This is a genomic window from Aestuariivirga sp. (assembly GCF_046294715.1).
Taxonomy (GTDB): Bacteria; Pseudomonadota; Alphaproteobacteria; order Rhizobiales; family Aestuariivirgaceae; genus Aestuariivirga.
On record NZ_JBKBKI010000002.1, the window covers coordinates 72777 to 94715 of the forward strand.

25 protein-coding genes and 1 tRNA gene are annotated in these 21939 nt (G+C 63.4%); 9 read left to right on the plus strand and 17 right to left on the minus strand.

Going from position 1 to position 21939, the window contains the following annotated elements:
* Nucleotides 1-48: 48 nt before the first annotated feature.
* From ACK4HL_RS02055 to ACK4HL_RS02075, 5 genes are all read right to left on the minus strand, one after another.
* The gene (locus tag ACK4HL_RS02055; RefSeq protein WP_409756253.1) at nucleotides 49-2565 is read right to left on the minus strand and encodes an FAD-dependent oxidoreductase; all 2517 of its coding nucleotides are present in this window, start codon (nucleotides 2563-2565) and stop codon (nucleotides 49-51) included.
* A gap of 104 nt (nucleotides 2566-2669) precedes the next feature.
* Nucleotides 2670-3206: a DUF924 family protein gene (locus ACK4HL_RS02060; RefSeq protein ID WP_409756255.1), complete on the minus strand. Its 537-nt coding sequence runs from the start codon at nucleotides 3204-3206 to the stop codon at nucleotides 2670-2672.
* Nucleotides 3203-3703 carry a molybdopterin-guanine dinucleotide biosynthesis protein B gene (mobB, locus tag ACK4HL_RS02065; protein WP_409756257.1) on the minus strand — a complete coding sequence of 167 codons (501 nt, stop codon included), beginning with the start codon at nucleotides 3701-3703 and terminating at the stop codon, nucleotides 3203-3205. The genes ACK4HL_RS02060 and mobB overlap by 4 nt, the downstream gene beginning before the upstream one ends.
* A complete protein-coding gene (locus ACK4HL_RS02070) occupies nucleotides 3700-4293 on the minus strand; it encodes a molybdenum cofactor guanylyltransferase (protein WP_409756259.1) in 594 nt (197 codons plus the stop codon). The genes mobB and ACK4HL_RS02070 overlap by 4 nt, the downstream gene beginning before the upstream one ends.
* Nucleotides 4290-4874, minus strand: coding sequence for an MOSC domain-containing protein (locus ACK4HL_RS02075; RefSeq protein ID WP_409756261.1), 585 nt, complete (start codon nucleotides 4872-4874; stop codon nucleotides 4290-4292). The genes ACK4HL_RS02070 and ACK4HL_RS02075 overlap by 4 nt, the downstream gene beginning before the upstream one ends.
* Nucleotides 4875-4916: 42 nt before the next feature.
* Between ACK4HL_RS02075 and ACK4HL_RS02080 the strand changes: the two genes are divergently transcribed.
* Both ACK4HL_RS02080 and ACK4HL_RS02085 read left to right on the plus strand, forming a co-directional pair.
* A complete protein-coding gene (locus tag ACK4HL_RS02080) occupies nucleotides 4917-5153 on the plus strand; it encodes a sulfurtransferase TusA family protein (RefSeq protein WP_409756263.1) in 237 nt (78 codons plus the stop codon).
* A complete protein-coding gene (locus ACK4HL_RS02085) occupies nucleotides 5150-6028 on the plus strand; it encodes a dimethylarginine dimethylaminohydrolase family protein (RefSeq protein ID WP_409756265.1) in 879 nt (292 codons plus the stop codon). Before ACK4HL_RS02080 ends, ACK4HL_RS02085 begins: the two co-directional genes overlap by 4 nt.
* Before the next feature lie 34 nt (nucleotides 6029-6062).
* Here ACK4HL_RS02085 and ACK4HL_RS02090 read toward each other — a convergent pair whose 3' ends face one another.
* From ACK4HL_RS02090 to ACK4HL_RS02110, 5 genes are all read right to left on the minus strand, one after another.
* Nucleotides 6063-6413 carry a Spx/MgsR family RNA polymerase-binding regulatory protein gene (locus tag ACK4HL_RS02090; protein ID WP_409756267.1) on the minus strand — a complete coding sequence of 117 codons (351 nt, stop codon included), beginning with the start codon at nucleotides 6411-6413 and terminating at the stop codon, nucleotides 6063-6065.
* A gap of 7 nt (nucleotides 6414-6420) precedes the next feature.
* Nucleotides 6421-7569: a CobW family GTP-binding protein gene (locus ACK4HL_RS02095; RefSeq protein WP_409756269.1), complete on the minus strand. Its 1149-nt coding sequence runs from the start codon at nucleotides 7567-7569 to the stop codon at nucleotides 6421-6423.
* Nucleotides 7570-7574: 5 nt separating this feature from the next.
* On the minus strand, nucleotides 7575-8468 hold the full coding sequence (locus ACK4HL_RS02100; protein WP_409756271.1) for a DMT family transporter: 894 nt from the start codon (nucleotides 8466-8468) through the stop codon (nucleotides 7575-7577).
* 5 nt (nucleotides 8469-8473) lie between these two features.
* Nucleotides 8474-9748 (minus strand): D-alanyl-D-alanine carboxypeptidase family protein, encoded by a 1275-nt coding sequence (locus ACK4HL_RS02105; RefSeq protein WP_409756273.1) that lies wholly within the window; start codon nucleotides 9746-9748, stop codon nucleotides 8474-8476.
* An 89-nt stretch (nucleotides 9749-9837) separates the two neighbouring features.
* Nucleotides 9838-9923 (minus strand) — tRNA-Leu (locus tag ACK4HL_RS02110).
* 62 nt (nucleotides 9924-9985) lie between these two features.
* On the opposite strand from ACK4HL_RS02110, the gene arfB reads away from it, so the two are divergent.
* The 3 genes from arfB to ACK4HL_RS02125 are packed head-to-tail and all read left to right on the plus strand — an operon-like array spanning nucleotide 9986 to nucleotide 11508.
* Nucleotides 9986-10405, plus strand: coding sequence for an alternative ribosome rescue aminoacyl-tRNA hydrolase ArfB (arfB, locus tag ACK4HL_RS02115; protein ID WP_409756275.1), 420 nt, complete (start codon nucleotides 9986-9988; stop codon nucleotides 10403-10405).
* Between the two features lie 6 nt (nucleotides 10406-10411).
* Entirely contained in the window at nucleotides 10412-11023 is a 612-nt protein-coding gene (locus ACK4HL_RS02120) for a YqaA family protein (RefSeq protein WP_409756276.1), read from the plus strand.
* Nucleotides 11017-11508 carry a disulfide bond formation protein B gene (locus ACK4HL_RS02125; RefSeq protein ID WP_409756278.1) on the plus strand — a complete coding sequence of 164 codons (492 nt, stop codon included), beginning with the start codon at nucleotides 11017-11019 and terminating at the stop codon, nucleotides 11506-11508. The genes ACK4HL_RS02120 and ACK4HL_RS02125 overlap by 7 nt, the downstream gene beginning before the upstream one ends.
* Here ACK4HL_RS02125 and ACK4HL_RS02130 read toward each other — a convergent pair.
* Together ACK4HL_RS02130 and ACK4HL_RS02135 are read right to left on the minus strand one after the other, a co-directional pair.
* Nucleotides 11481-12041 carry an HNH endonuclease gene (locus tag ACK4HL_RS02130; RefSeq protein WP_409756280.1) on the minus strand — a complete coding sequence of 187 codons (561 nt, stop codon included), beginning with the start codon at nucleotides 12039-12041 and terminating at the stop codon, nucleotides 11481-11483. The genes ACK4HL_RS02125 and ACK4HL_RS02130 overlap by 28 nt on opposite strands.
* Before the next feature lie 70 nt (nucleotides 12042-12111).
* The gene (locus ACK4HL_RS02135) at nucleotides 12112-12741 is read right to left on the minus strand and encodes a DNA-3-methyladenine glycosylase family protein (RefSeq protein WP_409756282.1); all 630 of its coding nucleotides are present in this window, start codon (nucleotides 12739-12741) and stop codon (nucleotides 12112-12114) included.
* Nucleotides 12742-12784: 43 nt separating this feature from the next.
* Between ACK4HL_RS02135 and gluQRS the strand changes: the two genes are divergently transcribed.
* On the plus strand, nucleotides 12785-13570 hold the full coding sequence (gene gluQRS / locus ACK4HL_RS02140; protein WP_409756284.1) for a tRNA glutamyl-Q(34) synthetase GluQRS: 786 nt from the start codon (nucleotides 12785-12787) through the stop codon (nucleotides 13568-13570).
* Here gluQRS and ACK4HL_RS02145 read toward each other — a convergent pair whose 3' ends face one another.
* A complete protein-coding gene (locus tag ACK4HL_RS02145) occupies nucleotides 13571-13771 on the minus strand; it encodes a DUF1674 domain-containing protein (RefSeq protein ID WP_409756286.1) in 201 nt (66 codons plus the stop codon).
* Nucleotides 13772-13813: 42 nt separating this feature from the next.
* Between ACK4HL_RS02145 and htpX the strand changes: the two genes are divergently transcribed.
* The 3 genes from htpX (at nucleotide 13814) to purH (ending at nucleotide 17679) form a co-directional block, all read left to right on the plus strand.
* The gene (htpX, locus tag ACK4HL_RS02150) at nucleotides 13814-14725 is read left to right on the plus strand and encodes a zinc metalloprotease HtpX (RefSeq protein ID WP_409756288.1); all 912 of its coding nucleotides are present in this window, start codon (nucleotides 13814-13816) and stop codon (nucleotides 14723-14725) included.
* Nucleotides 14722-16035 (plus strand): RsmB/NOP family class I SAM-dependent RNA methyltransferase, encoded by a 1314-nt coding sequence (locus ACK4HL_RS02155; protein ID WP_409756290.1) that lies wholly within the window; start codon nucleotides 14722-14724, stop codon nucleotides 16033-16035. The genes htpX and ACK4HL_RS02155 overlap by 4 nt, the downstream gene beginning before the upstream one ends.
* 63 nt (nucleotides 16036-16098) lie before the next feature.
* Nucleotides 16099-17679, plus strand: coding sequence for a bifunctional phosphoribosylaminoimidazolecarboxamide formyltransferase/IMP cyclohydrolase (gene purH / locus ACK4HL_RS02160; RefSeq protein ID WP_409756292.1), 1581 nt, complete (start codon nucleotides 16099-16101; stop codon nucleotides 17677-17679).
* Nucleotides 17680-17691: 12 nt separating this feature from the next.
* On the opposite strand, the gene ACK4HL_RS02165 is transcribed toward purH, so the two are convergent.
* From ACK4HL_RS02165 to mnmG, 4 genes are read right to left on the minus strand one after another with little or no spacing between them, the layout of a single operon-like run.
* Nucleotides 17692-18546 (minus strand): ParB/RepB/Spo0J family partition protein, encoded by an 855-nt coding sequence (locus tag ACK4HL_RS02165; protein WP_409756553.1) that lies wholly within the window; start codon nucleotides 18544-18546, stop codon nucleotides 17692-17694.
* Between the two features lie 48 nt (nucleotides 18547-18594).
* Complete coding sequence (locus tag ACK4HL_RS02170; protein ID WP_409756294.1) at nucleotides 18595-19443, minus strand: ParA family protein; 849 nt, start codon at nucleotides 19441-19443, stop codon at nucleotides 18595-18597.
* A complete protein-coding gene (rsmG, locus tag ACK4HL_RS02175; RefSeq protein WP_409756296.1) occupies nucleotides 19424-20050 on the minus strand; it encodes a 16S rRNA (guanine(527)-N(7))-methyltransferase RsmG in 627 nt (208 codons plus the stop codon). Before rsmG ends, ACK4HL_RS02170 begins: the two co-directional genes overlap by 20 nt.
* The gene (gene mnmG, locus ACK4HL_RS02180; protein WP_409756298.1) at nucleotides 20047-21927 is read right to left on the minus strand and encodes a tRNA uridine-5-carboxymethylaminomethyl(34) synthesis enzyme MnmG; all 1881 of its coding nucleotides are present in this window, start codon (nucleotides 21925-21927) and stop codon (nucleotides 20047-20049) included. Before mnmG ends, rsmG begins: the two co-directional genes overlap by 4 nt.
* Nucleotides 21928-21939 lie beyond the last annotated feature (12 nt).

Below are 21939 nucleotides of genomic sequence, written 5' to 3' on the forward strand. Positions count from 1 at the left end.
GGCCGGATTACGCCCGCAACGGCCTTCCATGCCCGGCCTCCGCCGCCTCTAGGCGCGCAGCGCCTTGTTGTCTGGGTCGTAGGGGCTTTCGGGAATCACCGTCGCCCGGAACATCTTGCCGAGGATCTTGATCTCGAGCTCGGTCCCTACAGCGGCGTGGTCCGGCCTCACCATGCCCAGGGCAAGCGACTTGTTCACCCGGAAACCGAAGCCGCCATTCGTGGCGCGCCCGATGAGCTGGCCGTTGCGGTATATCGGTTCCGAGCCGCGGGCGTCCGACTCCTTGTCCGACACGCCGTGGACTTCCATGGTGACGAAGTTCCAGTTGAGACCCTTCTGCTTTGCCTCGACCAGCGCATCGCGGCCGATAAACTGGCCCTTGTTCGGATGAACGAAGCGGTCGAGACCCGACTCGTAGGCATTGTACTCGATCGACAGTTCACGCGGCACGAGGCGGTAACTCTTCTCGATCGAGAGCGACGACATCGCCTTGATGCCATAGGGGCGGATGCCGAATTCCTTGCCGGCATCCATGAGGAGATCGAACAGCGCGACCTGCTGTTCGACCGGCTGGTGGAATTCCCAGCCGAGTTCCCCGACGAAGTTCACGCGCAGCGCGTGTGCCGTCGTATGGCCGACGCTGATTTCCTTGCCCGACAGCCACGGAAAGGCCTCGTTCGAGAGATCGGCATCGGTGAGCTTCTGCAGCAGCTTGCGCGAATTGGGACCGGCCAGCACGAGAACGCCGAAGCGCGTGGTGATGGGGGTGAGCCGCACCGAACCGTCCGTCGGGCAGAGCTTGCGCAGGTAGTCGTGGTCGTGGCGCTCATAGGCGCCCGCCGAGACGAGATAGAACCGGCCCGGCGCCCACTCGTAGACAGTGAACTCTGCGCGGACGCCGCCGCGCGGTGTCAGGAGATGGCAGAGCGCAATGCGGCCCTGCTTCTTCGGAATCCTGTTGGCGAGAATGGACTCGAGCCATTCACGCGCGCCAGGACCCGACACCTCCATCTTGGCGAAGGCCGACATGTCCTGGATGCCGACGTTGCCCGTCACGTTGCGGCATTCCTCGCCCACGAAGGGAAAATAATTGGAGCGCCGGAACGACCACTTCTCGACGATGCGGCCATCTTCGGTCGCCGGCGCATGATTGTGGTTGGTGAGCACGTCGGGGCTCGCCAGCTCTTCCTTGCTGAGCGCATAGCCCTTCGGTGCGAACCAGCCCGGGCGCTCCCAGCCGTAGACGGAACCGAACACCGCGCCCAGGTCCTTCATCCGGTCATAGACCGGCGTGCGCTTCAACGGCCGTGCGGCGGCACGCTCCTCGTCGGGATAGTGCGGCGTGAAAACGTTGGCATACGCCTCTTCGTTCTTCGCCTTGAGATAGCCGCGCGTGGCGTAAGGCCCGAAGCGGCGGGGATCCACGCCCATCATGTCGATCGACGGCTCGCCCTCGACGATCCACTCGGCGAGCTGCCAGCCCGCACCGCCCGAGGCCGTGACACCGAAGGAGTGACCCTCGTTCAGCCAGAAATTCCGCTTGTCCCAGGCTGGCCCGATGATCGGCGAGCCGTCGGGCGTATAGGCGATGGCGCCGTTATAGACCTTCTTGATGCCGACTTCGCCGAAGGCGGGCACGCGGGCGATGGCAGTCTCGATGTGCGGCGCCAGCCGGTCGAGGTCTTCCTGGAAGAGCTCGTATTCGCTCTCCTCCGAGGGGCCGTCCATGTAGCAGCAGGGGGCACCGTGCTCGTAGGGTCCCAGCAGCAGCCCGCCATTCTCCTCGCGCATGTACCATGAGGAGTCGGCCTCGCGGAGAACGCCCATTTCGGGAAGGCCCTTGGCCTGACGTTCACGGATGAGGGGGTGAGGTTCGGTAACGATGTACTGGTGCTCGACCGGAATGACGGGAATGTCGAGGCCAACCATGGCGCCGGTCTTGCGCGCGAAATTGCCGGTGGCCGAGACCACGTGCTCGCAGGTGATGTCGCCCTTGTCGGTCTTCACGATCCACTCGCCGTTGGGCTTCTGCTCGATCCCGCTGACGGTGGTGTTGCGGTAGATCTCGGCTCCGCGCGAGCGTGCGCCCTTTGCCATGGCCTGGGTCAGGTCGGCGGGCTGGATGTACCCGTCGTCGGGGTGCTGGATGGCGCCGATCAGGCCCTCCGTCTCGCACAAGGGCCAGATGTCCTTGACCTGCGCCGGCGTGAGCTTGTTCACCTTGATGCCGATCGTCTCGGCCACGCCGGCGTAATACATGAATTCGTCCCAGCGGTCCTGCGTGCGGGCGAGACGAATGTTGGAGACTTTCCGAAAGCCCACGTGCTGGCCGGTCTCGGCCTCGAGAGAGCTGTAAAGGTTGACCGAGTACTTGTGGATCTGGCCGACCGAATAGGACAGGTTGAACAGCGGCAGGAGGCCGGCCGCGTGCCAGGTAGAGCCCGAGGTGAGTTCCTTGCGCTCGATCAGGACGACGTCGCTCCAGCCCTTCCTGGCCAGGTGGTAGAGCGTGCCTACGCCCACCACGCCACCGCCGATGACGACCACGCGCGCATGTGTTTTCATGGGTAATGCCCTTCGAAACCCCGAAGTTGGAATTGAGCGCACAATAGTGAGGCGAATTCAACAGGCGTGAGGCGGAACGACGGGGACCGGGCGGAATCCGACACTCAGCCCGAGAAACCGCCGGCACGCAGGAAGGTCAGTTCGTCAGGGGTGGAAACCCGCCCCAGCACGGGATTGCGGTGAGGAAAACGGCCGAACCGGGCGATGATGTCGAGATGGACCTTGGCCCAGTAGACCATGTCCGTGAGGCCCATGGCCTGAAACAGGCCGACACAGCGGTGCTGCGTGTCGAGGTCCTCCGAATGCTCGTAAGGCATGATCAGCCAGCTCGCCCGTGGCGCCGGGAGCCTGTAATGGAAACCCTGTCCGATCCAGCCCCTGGCCAGACGAAGGGCCCTGGCATCCGCCGCGAAGGCGAGCGGGCTGCCGCGGTGGACGTTGCGCGAAACCTGGTCGAGCAGAATCACAAGGCCGAGCGCCCCTTCCGGCGTTTCACCCCAATGGTCGAGCCTGCCCTGGCGGGCTTCCACCAGCGCATCCCCGAAGCGCACTTTCAGCGCCCCGTCGAAGGCAGCATCCTTGAAGAACCAGCGGGAGGGTCCTGCCTCTTCCCAGAATCGCGTCACCTCTTGCGGCGTCATGCGAGCCCCGTATGCCTCTCGATGAAACTGGCCAGCGCCGTCACGTCGTCCCGGTCGAACACGGGCACGGGTGCCTGCGACACGGTGCCGTTTGCGGCGATAGCGACGACCGTGGGGTCCTCGCCTGCGAGATTGGGGTGGGAGAGGCCGAGGTTGCGCACCTCGATCTTGTCATGGCTGTCGCGCTTGTAGCCTTCAACGATCACGAGGTCGCAAGGGGCGAGCTTCCCCAGGACCTCGTCGAGCGTCGGCTCCTCGCCCCCGCGGGATTCGTGTATGATCGCCCAGCGGTGGCGGGAGACCACGGCCACCTCCGAAGCGCCTGCCTTGCGGTGACGGAAACTGTCGCGGCCCTCGTGATCGATGTCGAAGGAATGATGGGCGTGCTTGACGGTCGAGACTCGGTGGCCGCGCCGCGTCAGTTCTCCCACGAGCTTCTCGACCAGCGTCGTTTTTCCTGCGTTCTTGAATCCGGCAACGCCGATCACCCTGTTCATAGCGAGAACTCTGCCGCAATCCGGTTCGCTTCCGCAAGCTCCTCCGGCGTGTTGACGTTGAGGAGTGGGTCGTACGGGACGGCGGACCACTCGACGATGGCCGCCTGACAGCGCTTGGCCCAGTCCTGGACGCGCGGCGGGCGCGGCTCTGCCATGACCTGTTCCGCCAATTGGAGCAGTGCGGGCGACCACAGGCCGGTGAGGTAATGCGCCTGTCCGGAAGAAGCCGCAATCGCCGCGCTGCGCCCTTCACCAGCAAGCCGGGACACGAGATCCGTGGGCAGGAACGGCGAATCGGACGGAACCGTGAGCACGGCGTCGAATCCCTCCGAGGCCGCAAAGCTCAGTGCCGTGTGAAGCCCGGCAAGAGGCGTCCCGACATCGGGACGGATGTCGCGGATCACGGGAAGCCCGGTTTCGGCGAAACGCTCCTCGTTGCCATTGGCATTGATGACGACGATGTCGGCCTGTTCCCTGAGAAGGCTGACGATGCGTTCGAGTATCGTCCGCCCGCCGACGCGCTCGAGCACCTTCTCGCGGCCCATTCGCGAGGAGCGCCCTCCGGCCACGATCACGGCCGAGACCCTCATGCGTGCGAATAGATCCGCTGCGGCGGAATCCACACCGTAATCGCGTCCCCCGGACGAATGGCGCCCTCCGCTTCGACCCAGCCTACCACGCCCCTCTTGTGCATTGCGGCCTTGACGAACCCTTTCTTCGCCTCGGGATGGTGGCGGGCGATGATGTCCGCAGGATAGCGGCAGGGATGGTTTTCCATGTCCACGACGATCATGGCGCCCGATGGAAACTGCAGCCTCGTGGATGGCGGCAGGAGGCTCAGGTCGGGAATGCCGCGCGTCACCAGATTGGCGCCCACCCATTCCGGCTTCACCACCGGAATACCCATCGTTTCAGCCACCTCTGCCAGCTCTTCCACTGACAGGATGGACAACTGCCGGGAATTGCGCACCTCCGTTCCGCGCCTGTACTGCTTCAGCATCCTGCTGTCGGATTTCCGCGTGAGCCCGCCGTGGCAATCGTCCTTCATGCCCGAAAACAACATCATGGCCTCAGGCACGGGACGTTTCTCGAGACCCAGTTCCCGGTCCGGGTTGGCGAGCAGAAGCGCCACGCGTCCTTGAAGGTTCAGCCTGGTAAGAAGTTCTGGCAAGGGTATGACTCCGGTTCCCGCAATGCTAGTTCATGGCCGACCATGGCCCAAAACCGCTCGGAAATCACCCTCGACCTCTCGGGACTTCTCTGCCCGCTCCCCGTGCTGCGGGCAAGGAAGCGGCTCCTCGAGATGGATTCTGGTGATGTTCTCAAGGTCATTGCCACGGACCCCATGTCCGCCATAGACATGCCCCACTTCTGCAACGAGCAGGGCCACACGCTTCTGGAGCAGGCGAAGGATGGCGAAGCCCTCATATTCAGGATCAGACGGAAATGAAATTCGATTTCGGCGCGTTCAACAATTGGGGGCTGCTTAGGAAGGTGGCAATCCGCGACGTCGACGCTGCCTTTGTGAGCGACGAGAGGATCGACGCCGAATGGAAGGACCTGAACTACCATTCAAGGCCGGATATCGAGAATGCGCGCCGCGAGTTCAGGACGGTGGAGGAAATCCTTGCGGCCACGGGTGCCGAGGTCATCAAGCTTCCCGCCGCCGATGGCCTCACCCTCGATTCGATCTACACCCATGACGCTCTGATCGTGACGCCGCGCGGCCTCGTCAAGCCACGCATGGGCAAGCCGCAGCGCCGAAGGGAATCGACCGTCAATGGAGCGGCTCTCGAGAAGCTCGGATTTCCGATCGCCGGCGAGATCACGGGAGATGGAAAGGTGGAAGGGGGAGATCTCGTCTGGGTCGACCGCTTCACGCTGCTGGCCGGCGTCGGCTACCGCACCAATCTCGAGGGCCTGCGCCAGTTGGGCGAGCTCGCGGGCGAAGACGTCGAGATCCTGTGGTTCGACATGCCGCACTACAAGGGGCGCTCGGACGTGTTCCACCTCATGTCCTGCCTCTCGCCGCTCGATCACGACCTCGCAGTCGTCTACCCGCCGCTGATGGCGGCTCGCCAGATCGAATTCCTGGAATCGCGCGGCATCAAGTTCGTGGAAGTGCCGCCGGAGGAATTCGAGTCCATGGGTTGCAACGTGCTCGCACTCGGTCCCCGTCACGCCATGATGGTTGAAGGAAATCCCGAAACTGAGCGCCGCATGAAGGCGGCGGGAGTGAAGGTCGAGGTCATCAAGGGCTACGACATCTGCCGCAAGGGCGAGGGCGGCCCCACCTGCATGACGCGGCCGCTGGTGCGGGGCTGATCGGACCGAAATGGCCGGGTAGAGCCGGCCATCTTCAGGCCAGCATGTCCTGGACTTTCTTGGAGAAGCCCACCGTCACGCTGCCGTCCTTGTGTTCGATCAAGGGCCGGCGGATCAGTGACGGATTCTCGATGGCGAGCGCTATGGCCCTGGCCTCGGTGAGGTTCGCCGTCTTCTCCGGCGGAAGCCCCCGCCACGTATAGCCGGCCTTGTTGATCAGCTTCTCCCATCCGCCGAGAGCCTTCGACCAGGCGGCGACCTGATCCTTTCTGACGGGGGTCTCCTTTACGTCGGAAAAGCTGTGTCTGATCTTGTGCTCGTCAAGCCAATCGATGGCCTTCTGGCAGGTCGAGCATTTCGAGAGTCCGTAGAGCTTGAGCGTCATGTGCCGTTCACCTGTTGAGCGAGAGGGTCTTGTCCGTGAAGGCATCGGCCCCGCCGGAAATCTGGTCGGTGAACGCCCGGAACAGCCCCTCGATCATCGGCTTCTGGATGTCCTTCACGATGAAAACGAGGCGGGTCCGCTCATCCCCGTCCGGCCAGGCTGGAAGCCTTGCTGGCGGATGGAATACGTGCTGCACGCCGTGCAGGACCACCGGGCGGGAAGGATCGTCCGACACCTTCACGATCCCCTTCATGCGCAGCATGTTGGCCCCGTGATAGGACTTCAGCAGTTCCAGAAAGAGCTCCAGCCCTTGCGGGCTGATGGCATTCGCTTCCGCGAAGCTGAAGGAGCGTATGTGTTCGTCGTGCCGGGAGACGTCGTGATGGTGCTCCCCGTGCGGGTGGCCAGAACCCTGCGCGTGGTCGTGTGAATGGCCGCGGCGGTGCCGCCGCCCGCGCTTTTCGCCGGTCTCATAGGCCTCGGCCGCAAGCCAGCCCTGTACATCGGCCGTCTTGGTCTTCGGGTCGAAGAGTCCCATCGTGAAGAGGCGCTCGGCAGTCGCCTCGTTGCGGTGCGTGGTGAGCAGCCTCGCGGCGGGATTGAGTTTCCTCAGGCGGGCAATGACGGCGAACAGTATCTCCTCGCCCTCGCGCCCGACCAGGAGGTCGACTTTGGTGAGCACGATTCGGTCGGCCACGGCCACCTGCTTCACCGCTTCGGGATGAGCATCGAGCGTCGCCATGCCGTTGAAGGCATCGACGACCGTGATGACGCCCTCAAGCCGGCAGGCGGCGAGCAGGCCCGGTTCGCTCATCACCGCATGCAGCACGGGTGCCGGATCGGCAAGTCCGGTCGTCTCGATGACGATACGGTTGAAGGCCTTGATCTCGCCCCGGCCGCGGCGTGCCAGAAGATCGTGGATGGTGTCGATGAGGTCGCCCCGGATGGTGCAGCACAGGCATCCCGAGGCCATCTCGATCACGTTCTCGTCGGCGCGCTCGACCAGCAGGTGATCGATGCCGACATCGCCGAACTCGTTGATGATGACGGCCGCATCGGCGAGGAACGGGTCCTTCAGCAGGAAATTCAGAAGCGTCGTCTTGCCGGCGCCGAGAAAGCCGGTGAGGATCGCGACGGGTATGGGAGCATTGGCCATGGGGGCTATTTCTTCCGGTTTCCGAGCAGGCTCGATGCCACGAGAGCGGCGAGAATGAGCGCGCCTCCAGCATATTGGTTGATCTGCAGGCGTTCGCCAAGGATTGCCGCCGCGATGGCCGTGGTTACCACCGGTTCCAGGTTGAAGAAGGGCGCCACCGTTGAGGCCGGTGCAAAGCGAAGCGCCAGCATCTGCGCCATGTAGGCTACCACATAGACGGCCCCAAGACCCGCAAGGCAGATCAGCCCCGCCATGGCGGCGACAGGAGCTCCTGGAAGGAACGTGAGGGTGCCGGAACCCGCAAGGAATGCGATGAGAACGATTGGCGGCAGAATGGCCGCATGGACAAGCCCGCCGAAGACTGCCGGGGTCAAGTAGCGCGAGATGGCGCGGCCGGAGAAGAACTGAAGGGTGGCCCCAGCCGAACCGAGCGCCGCGAGCAGGATGCCGCGGATGTCGACACCATCGAAGCTCGGCCCGACTGCAATCCCGAGGCCGGTGAAGGCGACAAGCGCAACAAGGACGCGCAGGACGCCCGGGCTCCGTCCCTCCACCACCGGCGCCAGCAGCATGATAAGAACCGGAAAGAGAAAAAAGATGATGACGGCGAGCCCCACGGGAATGAACTGAACCGATCCGAGATAGGCCACAGATACGATGAAGGTGGAAACGGACTGCACGAGGAAACTGGGAATCGCTTGCTTCGGAACCGACAGGCTCTCGCCCTTGGCGAGGGCGATCACGGTGAAGGCCACTGCGAGTACCAGCGTGCGGAACAGGGTGCTTTCGATTGGAGGAATGCCGTTCACATAGGCGGCGCGCACGAAGTTCGGCACCATCCCGTAAAGCGCGGCAGCGCCCAACGCGCAGGCAATTCCCAGCCCGGCACGGTTGATCATCGCGATCAGTTCTTCTTCTTCTTGGTGCGGGACTTGGCCTTTCGGGCCTTGCTGCCGTCGGAGCCCTGTGCTGCCGCGGAAGCCGCAGGCGGCGGCGGGTCAGGCACCAGGGTGGCGATCTGGGCGAAGAGTTCGGGCGTCAGCACTTCGCAAGGAGCCTTCTCGGCCCGGTAGCTGGCGCAGGCCGCAAGGCTCGACTCGCGGTCGAGATTCCACATGGCGGCGGCAAAGCCTGCCTTGCCGGGAAGCCGGATGAGGCCGGGCGTTCCCGAAAGCTTCATGCCGGAACGGCTCAGCATGCGGCCGCGGAGCGCCATGTCCGCGGTCACCGGTGATTCGTAATTGCCGAAGGAAATGCCCCAGCCGCCGAGGTCCTTCGACGGGGCGATGGCGATGGGCTTCTGCTTGCAGACGGTCTTCGTCATGTCCGTCGGCACGATGGCGCCGGTGGCGAGGTTCTGGATCGATCGGATCTTCGGATGGGAAAGGGCCGGCCTCGAGAATCCATCGACGAGCAGCATCTCCGCCAGGTCGGCACGGTGCTTGCCGCTATTGGCACCAAAAATGACCGCTCCCAGCTTGCGTCCATCCCGCGTGGCGGTGGCGACCAGATTGAAGCCCGAGCTGCAGACGAAGCCTGTCTTCATGCCATCGGCATCCTTCATCTGCCGCAGCAGCGAGTTGCGGTTTGCCAGCTTGCGCTTGCCGATGGCGAAGGCAGGTTGCGAGAAGTAGTGCCCGTATTCCGGATATTCACGCAGCAGTGCGGAAGCCAGGAGTGCGATGTCCCGCGCCGTGCTGATGTGACGGTGATCGAAAAGGCCATTGGGGTTGACGAAATGGCTTCCGGTCATGCCAAGCTTCGCGGCTTCGCGGTTCATCTCCTCGGCAAAGGCCGGGACGTTTCCCGAAGCCGCCTCCGCCAGTACATAGGCCATGTCGTTGGCCGAATAGACGAGCAGCGCCTGCATGGCGAAATCCACGCTCACGGTCTTGCCGACCGGAACGCCGATCTTGCTCGGCGGCTGCGAGTGGGCGAGCGCCGAGACCGGGATCTTCTGTTCCAGCGTCAACCGTCCGGCCTTGAGCTTCTGGAAGACCACGTAGGCGGTCATCAGTTTCGTCAGCGACGCGGGATACCAGGGCTCGCCTGCGCGATCCTGGGAGAGCACCTCCTCGGTGGCCGGGTCGAAGAGCAGGGATGGCCCGGCCGCCCTTGCCGCCGGGACTGCTGCACAGAGGACCAGGAACGCCAGGAGAATGCGTCGAAGGATTGGCAAGCTGGAGCTACTCCGTGACTTCAGGTACCGCCGGCCTCCTGACATCACAGGATTGGGCCCAATCTGCGGCAGGGGTCCCAAAGGCAGGCTGGTGCCCCTGGAGGGACTCGAACCCCCACGCCCTTGCGAGCAACAGATTTTGAGTCTGCCGCGTCTACCATTCCGCCACAGAGGCAAGCCGCACCCGATTAATTGGCCTCTCTTGCGCCGTCAACCGTAAAGGGCGAGAAGCGTTCCATGATCCGGATCACCGATTCACTGGCCATAGGCGAGGATGACCTCGTCTGGAACTTCTCGCGGGCATCCGGGCCCGGGGGCCAGAATGTCAACAAGGTGTCGACTGCCGCCGAATTGCGCTTCGACGTCGCGAAGGCCTTCCTGCCGGAGGATCTCAAGCTCCGGCTGCGCGTCCTCGCCGGGCGGCAGCTGACACAGGACGGTGTCCTCGTCATCACCGCGCAGGAGACGCGTTCGCAGGAGCGCAACCGCGAAATCGCGCTTCAGAAGCTCGTTGACCTCCTGCGCAAGGCGGCCCACCGGCCGAAGCGGCGCATCGCCACCAAGCCGACGCGGGCCTCCCGGGGGAGGAGGCTCGACTCCAAGTCCAGGCGATCGCAAACGAAGAAGCTGCGCAGCTCGAGACCCGACGCAGATTGAGCCACCATGCTGAGACGACTCTATGACTGGACCCTGAAGCTCGCGGCGCGCAAGACGGCGGAGGTCTGGCTTGCCGTGATCGCCTTCGTCGAGAGCTCGGTGTTCCTCGTACCGGCGGATGTTCTCTTCCTTCCGATGGCGCTCGCCAAGCCGGCCTATGCCTATCGCTTCGCATTTATCGCCACCGCGGCCTCGACACTTGGCGGCATCGCCGGGTATTTTCTCGGGCTGGTCGCCTTCCAGGCCCTGGCGGAGCCGGTGCTCGCCTTCTACGGCAAGCTCGAGGCCTTCGAGCGCCTGCGCCAGTGCGCCGGCGAGGACACGCTGATGCTTCTGCTCGTCACCTCCGGCCTAACCCATCTGCCGCCGATCAAGGTCGTCACCATCCTCGCCGGCGTCGCCCGGATCAGCTTCACATTTTTCGTGCTCTCCTGCATCATTGCGCGCGGCGCAAGGTTCTTCGCCCTGGCCTGGGCGCTGAAGCGCTTCGGCGAACCGATCAAGGCCTTCGTGGAGCGCAGGCTCGGCATGATCGCGGCCCTTGCGGCGGCCTTGCTCATCGCACTCTATGTCATCGTCAAATACTCAGGACTCGCCGGAGCCGTGACCTCATGTTGAACAGTCTCACCCCGCAACGGGCAGCCTACCTGGTGTTCGCCGTCGCAGTTGCGACAATCATCGGCGCCTGGATCTTCGAGTATCTTGGCTACCTCCCCTGCGAGCTCTGCCTGATGCAGCGATGGGCCTACTACGGGGGAATTCCCCTTGCGCTCCTTGTGGCCCTGCTGGCCCCGCGCCAGCCGGGCCTCGCCAGCGCCGGCCTGTTTCTGCTGGCGATCCTGTGGCTCGGCAGCATGGTCTTCGGCGCCTATCACGCGGGGGTCGAATGGAAATGGTGGCCAGGGCCCAGCACCTGCGGCAACCAGGCAGGTTTCAGCGGTGGTCTGCCGGATCTCTCTGCGCCGGTCATCCTGTGCGACACTCCGGCCATTCGCATCCTTGGGCTGTCGCTCGCGGGCTGGAACGCCGTGATTTCGCTTGGGCTCGTTCTCGTGGCGCTGGCGGGGCTCCGCCGTCAGGGGTCGAGTTCGGTATCCCAGTAGAGGTAGTCCTGCCAGCTCTCATGCAGGTAGTTGGGCGGGAACAGCCTGCCGTTGCGGTGCAACTGCGCCACCGTCGGGCGGATAGGCTTCTGCGCGGGGAACATGTTGATCTGCTGCGGCAGATAACCTCCCTTCAGCAGATTGCAGGGCGAGCAGGCGGCGACGACGTTTTCCCAGGTGGTCTGCCCGCCCTTCGAGCGCGGCACGACATGGTCGAAGGTGAGTTCGTCGTGCCGGCCGCAATACTGGCAGGTGAAACGGTCCCGCAGGAAAACGTTGAACCGCGTGAAGGCCGGCGTGCGTGATGGCTTCACATAGGTCTTGAGCGAAACGACGCTCGGCAGCCTGAATTCGAATGTCGGGCTGCGCACCACCCTGTCATACTCGGAAACGATGTTCACCCGGTCCAGGAAGACGGCCTTGATTGTGTCCTGCCAGCTCCAGAGCGACAGGGGATAGTAGCTCAACGGGCGAAAATCCGCGTTGAGAACCAGGGCTGGGCAGGCTTCCGGCGCAACCGGCGCGAATTGCAAGCACACCTCTCGGGTCCGATTCCGATGAACATTACTATATCTAGTGTGGCAATCCTGTGAAGCCCCTTGTTCAGGCCTGCCGGAGGCCTTTCAGGCCGCGGTAGTGGCTCCAGAGCAGAAGCGCCGCCGCGGACCGGTATGGCTGCCAGGCACAGGCCATTCTTTCCATTTCTCGGGGCGTCGGCCGGACCGGCATGCCGAGCAGATGGCGGGCCGCTTCCTGGAGCGCGAGGTCTTGGGCGGGCCATGCGTCGGCAGCCTTCAGGGCGGTGAGGAGGTAGAGATTTGCCGTCCATGGCCCTACTCCCCTGATGGCGGTGAGACGTCGGAAAATCTCTGTTTCGGATAACTCATCCGGCGCGTCGAAATGTCCCTCGGCGAAGGCTCGCGCCGCAGCCTGGAAGCAGCGCGCCTTCGCCGCCGAGAGCCCGAGCCCGCGTAGATGATCTTCAGGGCAGGCGAGAACGGCCTCCGGCGTGAAACCGCCCAGACCCGACGCAAGCCGCCTCCAGATCGCCTCTCCCGCCCGGAGCGAGATGAGTTGGTCCGTGACGATACGGAGCAGGCTCTCGAGACCCGGCGGCGACGGCCGGAGCGTGGGTAGCCCATGCGCGGCAACGATGAGGCCGAAACGCGGCTCGGCCTCGATAAGGCGGTCTGCCGCCCATGCCAGGTCTCGCGTATCGTTGAGCCTCTCCATGCCCCTGTTTGACCTTTGCCGCGATTGACCGCAAGAGCAGGCCATGAGCCCGCCCGTCTTCCGCTTCGCGCCGAGCCCCAATGGTTACCTGCACCTGGGCCACGCCTATTCCGCGCTGCTCAATGCTCGCATGGCGGATGAAGCCGGCGGGCGCTTCCTGCTCCGCATCGAGGACACCGACCGTACGCGCAGCAGGCCCGAATTCGTGCAGCAGATCTTCGTCGACCTGGCCTGGCTCGGCCTCCGCTGGGAAGAGCCCGTGCGCATCCAGAGCGAGCACTTCGCCGACTATAGAGCACGCCTGGATAGGCTCTGGGCAGCGGGAGCGATCTATCCCTGCTTCTGTTCGCGCAAGCAGGTGCTGGCGGAGGCCCGCGCCGGCCGTGATCCCGAGGGCCAGCCGCATTATGGCGGCACCTGCCGGCAGCTGCCGCGGGCGGAGGCCGAAGAGCGCATGCGCAGGGGCGAGATCCACGGCTGGCGTCTCGACATGGCGAGGGCTGGAGATGCTGCTGCCGCGGTCTGGGGCGACGCCACGATCGCCAAGTTCAATGTGGGCTCCAGCTATCACATAGCGGTGGTCACCGATGATGCGCTGCAGGGCGTCACCCACGTCGTGCGCGGCAAGGATCTCGAAGCCGCGACGCCACTGCACATGCTGCTGCAGCGGCTGCTCGGCCTTCCATCTCCCTTCTACCGCCATCATGAACTGCTGCTGGACGAGCGGGGTGAGAAGCTTTCCAAGAGCGCCGGCAGCACCTCGCTCCGCGAGTTGCGCGAAAGCGGCGTCACCTCCGATGTCGTTCGCCGCAGGCTGGGCTTCGCCTGATCAGAAGTCGGAGGTGATGCCCTTGTTTTCCCAGTCGCCGAAACGGGTGGGCTCCGGCCCGCACCTGCCGTTCACCTCCTTCGGAAGCGCCGGTTCGTTGCGGGTTTTCCGGCGGGCCTCGGCTTCGGCGAGGGCGCGCTGGGCCTCGGGTGAGAGTTTCTTCTCGCTCATGACCTTGCCGTCAGGTTTCCTTGCCCTCATATGGAGAGCAAGGCAAGAACTTGGCAAGGAGGGAGTTGCCGGATGAACACGCTGCGCACCGGACTGCTGATGGCGGCCCTGATGGGGCTGTTCCTGGCGGTGGGCTATCTGCTCGGGCGCGAGCAGGGCATGCTGATCGCCTTCGTGCTGGCGGCCGGCATGAACCTCTTTGCCTATTGGAACGCCGACAAGATGGTGCTCCGCATGCATGGCGCCCGCCAGCTGGACCGTCAGTCCGCGCCAGAATTCTACGGCCTGGTGGAGGAGCTGGCGCGCAACGCCGGGCTTCCCATGCCGAAGGTCTACCTCATGGACAACCCGCAGCCCAACGCCTTCGCCACGGGGCGCAACCCGGAGAATGCTGCGGTGGCGGCGACGACGGGTCTTCTCCAGCTTCTTGACCGCGACGAGATCGCCGGTGTTATGGCCCATGAACTGGCGCATGTGAAGCATCGAGACACGCTGGTGATGACCATGACGGCCACGATCGCCGGCGCCATCTCCATGCTCGCCAATTTCGGCATGTTCTTCGGCGGCAGCCGCGACCGTAGCAACCCGCTTGGCGCCATTGGCGTGATCCTCATGGTGATCCTGGCGCCGCTGGCCGCCATGCTGGTGCAGATGGCGATCAGCCGCACCCGCGAATATGGCGCCGACCGCGGAGGTGCCGAAATTTCGCGCCAGCCACTTGCACTCGCCTCCGCCCTCGCCAAGATCGCTGGGGCGGCGCACCGCATCGAGAACCCGACGGCGGAGGCCAACCCCGCCACGGCGCACATGTTCATCATCAATCCCCTCTCCGGCCAGCGGATGGACGGATTGTTCTCGACCCATCCCGACCCCCGCAACCGCATCGAGGCATTGCAGCGCATTGCCCATGAGATGGGAGCGGTGGGCCGCAGCGCGGGGCCATGGGAGAGCGCTCCCGCGCATGAACCCGGCCCCTGGGGATGAACGCAATTCTGGGGGAAGCTCAGGGCCTCGAGCCGCGCCGGCTCGCGGCCGACCTTCTGCACGAGTGCCGTGAAAAGAGGCTCACCGTCGAGGAGGCGCTGCTCGGGTCGCGCCGCGCTTCCCGCTTATCCTCCCGAGATCGTGCCCTGCTCGTGAATCTTCTGCTGACCAGCTTCCGGCATTTCGGCGAGATCGACGCAGTCATCGGAAAACTGCTGGACCGGCCCCTGCCCCGCAAAGCGGGCGCCACGTCAGACATTCTCAGGATCGGCGTGGCGCAATTGCTGTTCCTGGAGATGCCGCCTCACGCGGTCATCGATCTCGCGGTGCGGAGCGCCAAGCAGGACCGGAACGCCCGCCATTTCTCGGGGCTCGTCAATGCCCTGCTGCGCAAGGTCTCCGCCGACGGGGTGATGCTGCGCAAAGACCTGGACGCGCCCCGGGTCAATACTCCGCCGTGGCTATGGGAAAGATGGACTCGGGCATATGGCCCGGAACTGGCGAGGCGGATCGCCGAGGCCCATGCCGAGCGACCGTCTCTCGACCTGAGTTTCGAGGAGGATGCCTTGCCTTGGGTCGGGCGGCTCGGCGGTACCCTGCTCCCCAATGGTCAGATCCGTCTTCCCGCAAATCATGCGCCGGTGACGGAACTCCCGGGCTTTAGCGAGGGCGCATGGTGGGTGCAGGATGCCGCAGCCGCGATTCCTGTCACGCTTTTCGGCGATCTCTCCGGCAGACTGGCGCTTGATCTCTGTGCGGCACCCGGCGGCAAGACCCTGCAGATGGCTGCGGCAGGAGCTCGTGTCACAGCCGTCGATGTTTCCGAGGCGCGGCTCTCCAGGCTTGCCGCCAATCTCAGGCGCAGCGGCCTTGAGGCTGAAGTGAAATGTGCCGACATTCTCGGGGTTGAACTCTCCGGAGAATGGGACTCCGTTCTGTTGGACGCGCCATGCTCTTCCACCGGCACGATCCGTCGACATCCCGAGCTGCCATGGCTCAAGTCGGAAGGCCAGATTGCCGAACTCGCGGACCTCCAGCGACGGATGCTGAAAAAGGCTGCGACGCTTGTGAGGCCCGGGGGCAGCCTCGTCTACTGCACCTGTTCGCTCGAGCCGGAGGAAGGTGAGCACCAGGTAAGAGCCTTCTTGGGGGAAGACTCCCGCTTCGAAATCGTGCCTGCGGCGGTTTCAGGCCTGCCGGAAGGGGCGCTGAGGCCTGAAGGCTGGATCAGAACCCTGCCATTCATGGAAATCGGCGGCAGCAGGGGTCTCGATGGTTTCTTCGCGGTGGCCATGCGCCGCCGGCCCTGACGTGATTGTGCTTGCCTGAGGACATGCTAATTCGGGAGCCACCTTCAATGCTTCGAGGCCGACATGTCCGATCCCGTGCGCCGTGCTTTGCTGTCCGTCTCCGATAAATCGGGACTCGTTCCCTTCGCCACGCGCCTGACGGAACTCGGCATCGAACTGGTCTCCACCGGCGGCACGGCCAAGGCGCTGGCCGATGCGGGCTTGCCTGTGACGGAGGTCTCGAGCGTCACGGGTTTTCCGGAGATCATGGATGGTCGGGTCAAGACCTTGCACCCGTTGATCCACGGCGGTCTTCTGGGCGTGCTGTCGGATAGCGGCCACCGCGCATCGATGGAGCGACATGGCATCTCCCCGATTGGACTGCTCGTCGTCAATCTCTACCCCTTCGAGGCGACGGTCTCGCGCGGTGCCTCCTTCGCAGACACGATTGAGAACATCGATGTTGGCGGACCGGCCATGATCCGCGCTGGCGCCAAGAATCACGCAAGCGTTACGGTCGTCGTCGATCCATCGGATTACGAACACGTTCTGGCTGAACTCGCCTCACAGGGCAACCAAACCCTTCCCGGAACGCGGCGCAGGCTGGCGGCGAAGGCCTTCGCTCGTACGGCGAGTTATGATGCCGCAATCGGTCAATGGCTTGGCGCAGAAGCAGGTGAGCCACTGGGGGCCTTCTTCGCCACGGGAGGATCGAGGCGGCAATCCCTGCGCTACGGAGAGAATCCTCATCAGGGGGCAGCCTTTTATTCCTCTCCTGGGAAAACGTTCGGAGTAGCTGCTGCACGCCAGCTGCAAGGCAAGGAGCTCTCGTACAACAACATCAATGACACCGACGCTGCGCTCGAATGCCTGGCCGAGTTCGAACAGACGGGTGATGCTGCCTGCGTGATCGTGAAGCACGCCAATCCCTGCGGCGTGGCGATCGGAAGCAGCTGCCTGGCGGCATATCGCAAGGCGCTCGCTTGCGATCCCGTAAGCGCCTTCGGCGGCATCATCGCCCTCAACCGCCCCATCGATGCGGAAACCGCGATGGAGATCACCGAGCTCTTCACTGAGGTGATCGTCGCGCCTTCGGCGGACGACGCTGCCCTCGCCATCATTGCCAGGAAGAAGAACCTCCGGCTGCTTCTCCTAGAGGATCGGCCCCTCGCGGGCGGGAGCCTCATGGTGAAATCCGTGGGCGGCGGATTGCTCGTCCAGACGAAGGACGTTGCACGGGTCGAAGCAATGGAACTCCGTACTGTGACGCGGCGTCAGCCCACGCCGGCGGAGCTCTCCGACCTGCGCTTCGCTTTCCGGGTTGCAAAACATGTGAAATCCAACGCCATAGTTTACGCGAGGAACGGAGCCACAGTCGGCATCGGTGCCGGCCAGATGTCACGCGTTGATTCAGCGCGAATTGCAGTCCGGAAGAACGAAGATGTTTCGCGCGAGGCGAAACTGGCAGAGCCCGGCATCCGCGGCTCGGTCGTCGCCTCAGACGCGTTCTTTCCCTTCTCGGACGGGCTGCTGCAGGCGGCCGATGCGGGAGCCACCGCCGTGATCCAGCCGGGGGGCTCGCTTCGGGACGATGAGGTGATAAAGGCTGCGGACGATGCGGGCTTGGCCATGGTCTTCACCGGCATTCGTCACTTCAGGCACTGATCGGCACTTCGCCTAGGACTGCAGGCGGCGGCAGATGTCTTCGAGCTGGTCCAAAGTCGAGTAGCTGATCAGGACGGCGCCACCCTCGCCCCGGTGCGTGATCTCGACCTTGAGGCCAATCGCTTCCGAGACAAGCTTCTCGAGCGCACGCGTATCCGGGTCCTTCTCCGCCTTCGCCTTGGCTTTCCGCACCGGCCCCCCGGTGCGGGCAAGCCCTTCCGCCTCGCGCACCGAGAGACCGAGCTTGATGATCTGATCGGCAAGTTCCGCGGGCGATTCCGTGGCAACCAGTGCACGGGCGTGACCAGCGGTGAGGCTTCCCTGCTCGATCTGCTTGCGCACCGAGTCCGGCAGGTTCAGGAGCCGCAAGGTGTTGGCGATATGGCTGCGGCTCTTACCGATCGAATCGGCCAGTTGCTGCTGCGTGTAGCTGAATTGTTCAAGGAGAAGAGCGTAGGCGCGGGCCTCCTCCAACGGGTTCAGGTCGGTGCGCTGGATGTTTTCGATGAGGGCGATTTCCAGCGCCTCTCCATCGGTGAGTTCTCTTACCAGGACGGGGACATCGTGAATACCGGCGCGTTGCGCAGCACGCCAGCGCCGTTCACCTGCGACGATCTCAAACTCTCCGCCCGCAGCCGGCCGCACGACAATCGGCTGGAGAAGGCCCTTGTCGCGGATGGAACGGGCGAGGTCCTCCAGGTCCGTGTCGGCAAAGTGCTTTCGCGGGTTATTGGGGCTCGCCTTCAGGAGCTCGATCGGCATGTGGCGAAGCGCACGTACATCCTGGACGACGGAATCCTCGCTGGTGTCGTCCCCGATCAGAGCAGCGAGACCGCGACCGAGTCTCTTCTTGGGTGCGCTCGTCATATCCATGTCTCGTCCTGCTTCTCTTGCTATGTTCCGGGGTCGAATCGCTCAGGCGGCGCGCAGGTCGCGCTCCCGCCGTATGATTTCGGAGGCGAGTCTGATATAGGCCTGCGATCCCACACAGGCGTTGTCATAGAGCAGTACCGGCTTGCCATGGGATGGCGCCTCCGAGATCCGCACATTGCGGGGAATAACGGTCTGATAGACCTTGTCGCCCAATACGCTGCGCACATCCTCGGCCACCTGTTCCGAAAGATTGTTGCGCCGGTCGAACATGGTGAGTACCACGCCTTGTATGGTGAGGCGCGGGTTCAAGCTCGTCTTCACTCTGTCCACCGTCTTGATGAGCTGGCTCAGGCCTTCGAGGGCGAAGAATTCACATTGCAGTGGAACGAGAATGGCATCGGCAGCCGAGAGGGCGTTGATCGTGAGCAAATTGAGGGAAGGCGGGCAGTCCACGAGGATGTAGCTGTAGGTTCGGTTCGGGAGCGCTCGTTTGCAGAGTGCCGTGATGGCATCCGCCAGGCGATACGTTTTGCGGTCGATGCTCGCAAGTTCTAGCTCTGCTCCGAGGAGATCCATGGTGGACGGCGCGCAGTGAAGCCGCGGAATGCCTGACTCGACGACGACGTCCCCCAGCTCCGCTTCCCCCATCAGCACGTGGTAGGTCGACTTCTGGTGCGTACGACGCTGAATTCCGAGCCCGGTACTGGCATTCCCCTGCGGATCGAGGTCGATGATCAGCACACTCTCGTTCACTGCAGCAAGCGCGGTGCCGAGGTTGATCGCCGTTGTCGTCTTGCCCACGCCGCCCTTCTGGTTTGCGACCGCAAGAATGCGCGGCTGACCAGGACGAGGAGGAAGGCCGACGGGAGAATCAGACACGGGTTGCCTCATCGATCTCAAGTATGACGCCGCGCGAATCGCACTGGCTCCGGTGCTTCACATGTTTTATCTTCCAGCATTTGGTAGCCTCGGTCAATTCGGCGTCCACATCTTGTCCCTTGTGGAATAGACCGATAGCACCTTGTGACAGAAACGGCTCGGCGTAATCCAGAAGAAGCGAGAGCGGTGCCAGGGCCCTGGCGACGACGCAATCGACCCTTGGGGTTTCTCCTCCCTGCCGCAGAGACTCGAGCCGGATCGCATGAACGTGGACCCTGGCTCCTGTCAACCGTGCGGCTTCCCTCAGAAAGGCGGCCTTTTTGCCGTTGCTTTCATAGAGATGGGCCTCGAGGTCTGCGGCGATTGCCAAGATCAGCCCCGGGATGCCCGCCCCGGATCCCAATTCGGCGATGCTGCGTGTCGGCCGGGGCAAGAGCGGGATAAGCTGAAGTGAATCTGCAATGTGCCGCTCCCACAGCTGTGGGATCGTTGCAGGTCCGACAAGATTTATCTTGGACTGCCACAAGAGCAGTAGATCGACATAGGCTTCGATCCGCCTCCGTGTTTCACGTGAAACATTGAACCGGACCAGAATCGAATCAGGATCGGACCCGGTCAAGCGGCCGTCCTTCCACGCCGTTTGATGTGGCCGAGAATAATGGCCAGCGCCGCCGGAGTCATTCCATCGATGCGCGACGCCTGGTCCAACGTCGTAGGTTGCACTTGCACCAGCTTTTGGCGCAGTTCAACCGACAAGCCCGGCATCCCTCGATAATCCAAAGAAGAGGGAAGGGATAACTGAGCTTCGCGCCGCAATGCGGCAATCTCCGCATGTTGTCGAGCGAGATAACCGGCGTAGGCCGCTTCAGCCTCGAGTGCCTCGACAACATCCGGCGGTAATGCCGCGAGCTCTGGCCAAAGTCTCGCAACCATGGAGTAACCGACTTCCGGCATGGCGATCAGGTCAATTGCACTCCGCTTCAGTCCGTCTTGGTTGACCTTCAGGCCTCTTCGAGCCGCTTCGCCCGACGTGATGGTACAGTTCCGTGCTTGCTCGAGGCCCCTTCGGATCGCTTCCTCCCTTCTGAGGAAAGCAATTCTCCGCGTCCGGCCAATCAAGCCCGCATCTATTCCAATGGGGGTTAGACGCAAGTCCGCATTGTCTGCCCTCAGGCTTAGCCGATACTCCGCGCGGGAGGTGAACATCCGATAGGGCTCTGCGACCCCCCGGGTCGTCAGATCGTCAATCATCACGCCGATGTAAGCCTGGCCGCGACCGAGGATCAGCGGCGGCTGCCGTCCAGCCTTTCTCGCCGCATTGAGGCCTGCAAGGAGCCCCTGTGCGGCCGCCTCTTCATATCCCGTCGTTCCGTTGATCTGCCCCGCCAGGAACAGATTAGGCAAGCGCTTCACCTCGAGAGACGCGGCAAGCTCGCGGGGATCGACATAATCGTATTCGATGGCATATCCCCATCGCTTGATCCGCACGCTCTCAAGACCCGGAATACTGCGGAGGAAGGCCTCCTGCACGTCTTCCGGCAGGGACGTCGAAATACCATTCGGGTAGATCGTATCATCGTCCAAGCCCTCCGGCTCCAAGAAGACCTGATGTGATTCTTTTTGTCCAAATCGCTGGACCTTGTCCTCGATCGAGGGGCAGTAACGTGGCCCTACTCCCTCAATCTGACCGGAATAGAGGGGCGAGCGGTGAATATTGTCTCGGATGAGCTGATGGCCCTTCGCTGTCGTGTGGGTAATGAAGCATGAGACCTGAGGCGTCGTGATGCGTCGGGTCAGGAAAGAGAAGGGTACCGGGTGGTCATCTCCCCTCTGTTCCTCCAGGATGTTCCACTGGATCGTTCGCGCATCAAGCCTTGCGGGTGTGCCGGTTTTCAGGCGGCCGAGAAGCAGACCCGCATCTCGCAATTGCTGCGAGAATCCAAGGCTGGGGGGTTCACCATGACGGCCGGCAGGAATCCGCCGATTTCCGATATGAATCAGACCGTTGAGGAACGTGCCAGTGGTAAGCACCACCGTCGCGCTGCTTAAATGGGTACCATCCTCGCATACCACGCCCGAAACGGCACCAGACGTCAGAAGCAATCCGGCGGCGACCCTTTCGACGATTGCCAAGTTATCGAATTGGCAAACCGCCTCCTGCATTGCCTTGCGATAAAGCCCCCTGTCGGCCTGGGCCCGGGGGCCCCTCACCGCGGGCCCCTTCGATCGATTCAGCAATCGAAACTGGATACCAGCCTTGTCGGCAACGCGGCCCATCAACCCATCCAGTGCATCGATCTCGCGAACCAGGTGGCCCTTTCCCAAGCCGCCTATGGCGGGATTGCAAGACATTTCACCAATGGTATCCGCGCGGTGCGTCAGCAGAGCTGTACGCGCCCCGACCCGAGCTGCTGCAGCTGCGGCCTCCACGCCTGCATGCCCGCCGCCAACCACGATCACATCGAATGAGTTGCTCATGCCGGCGTCATAAGACATTGCCCGCGAAAA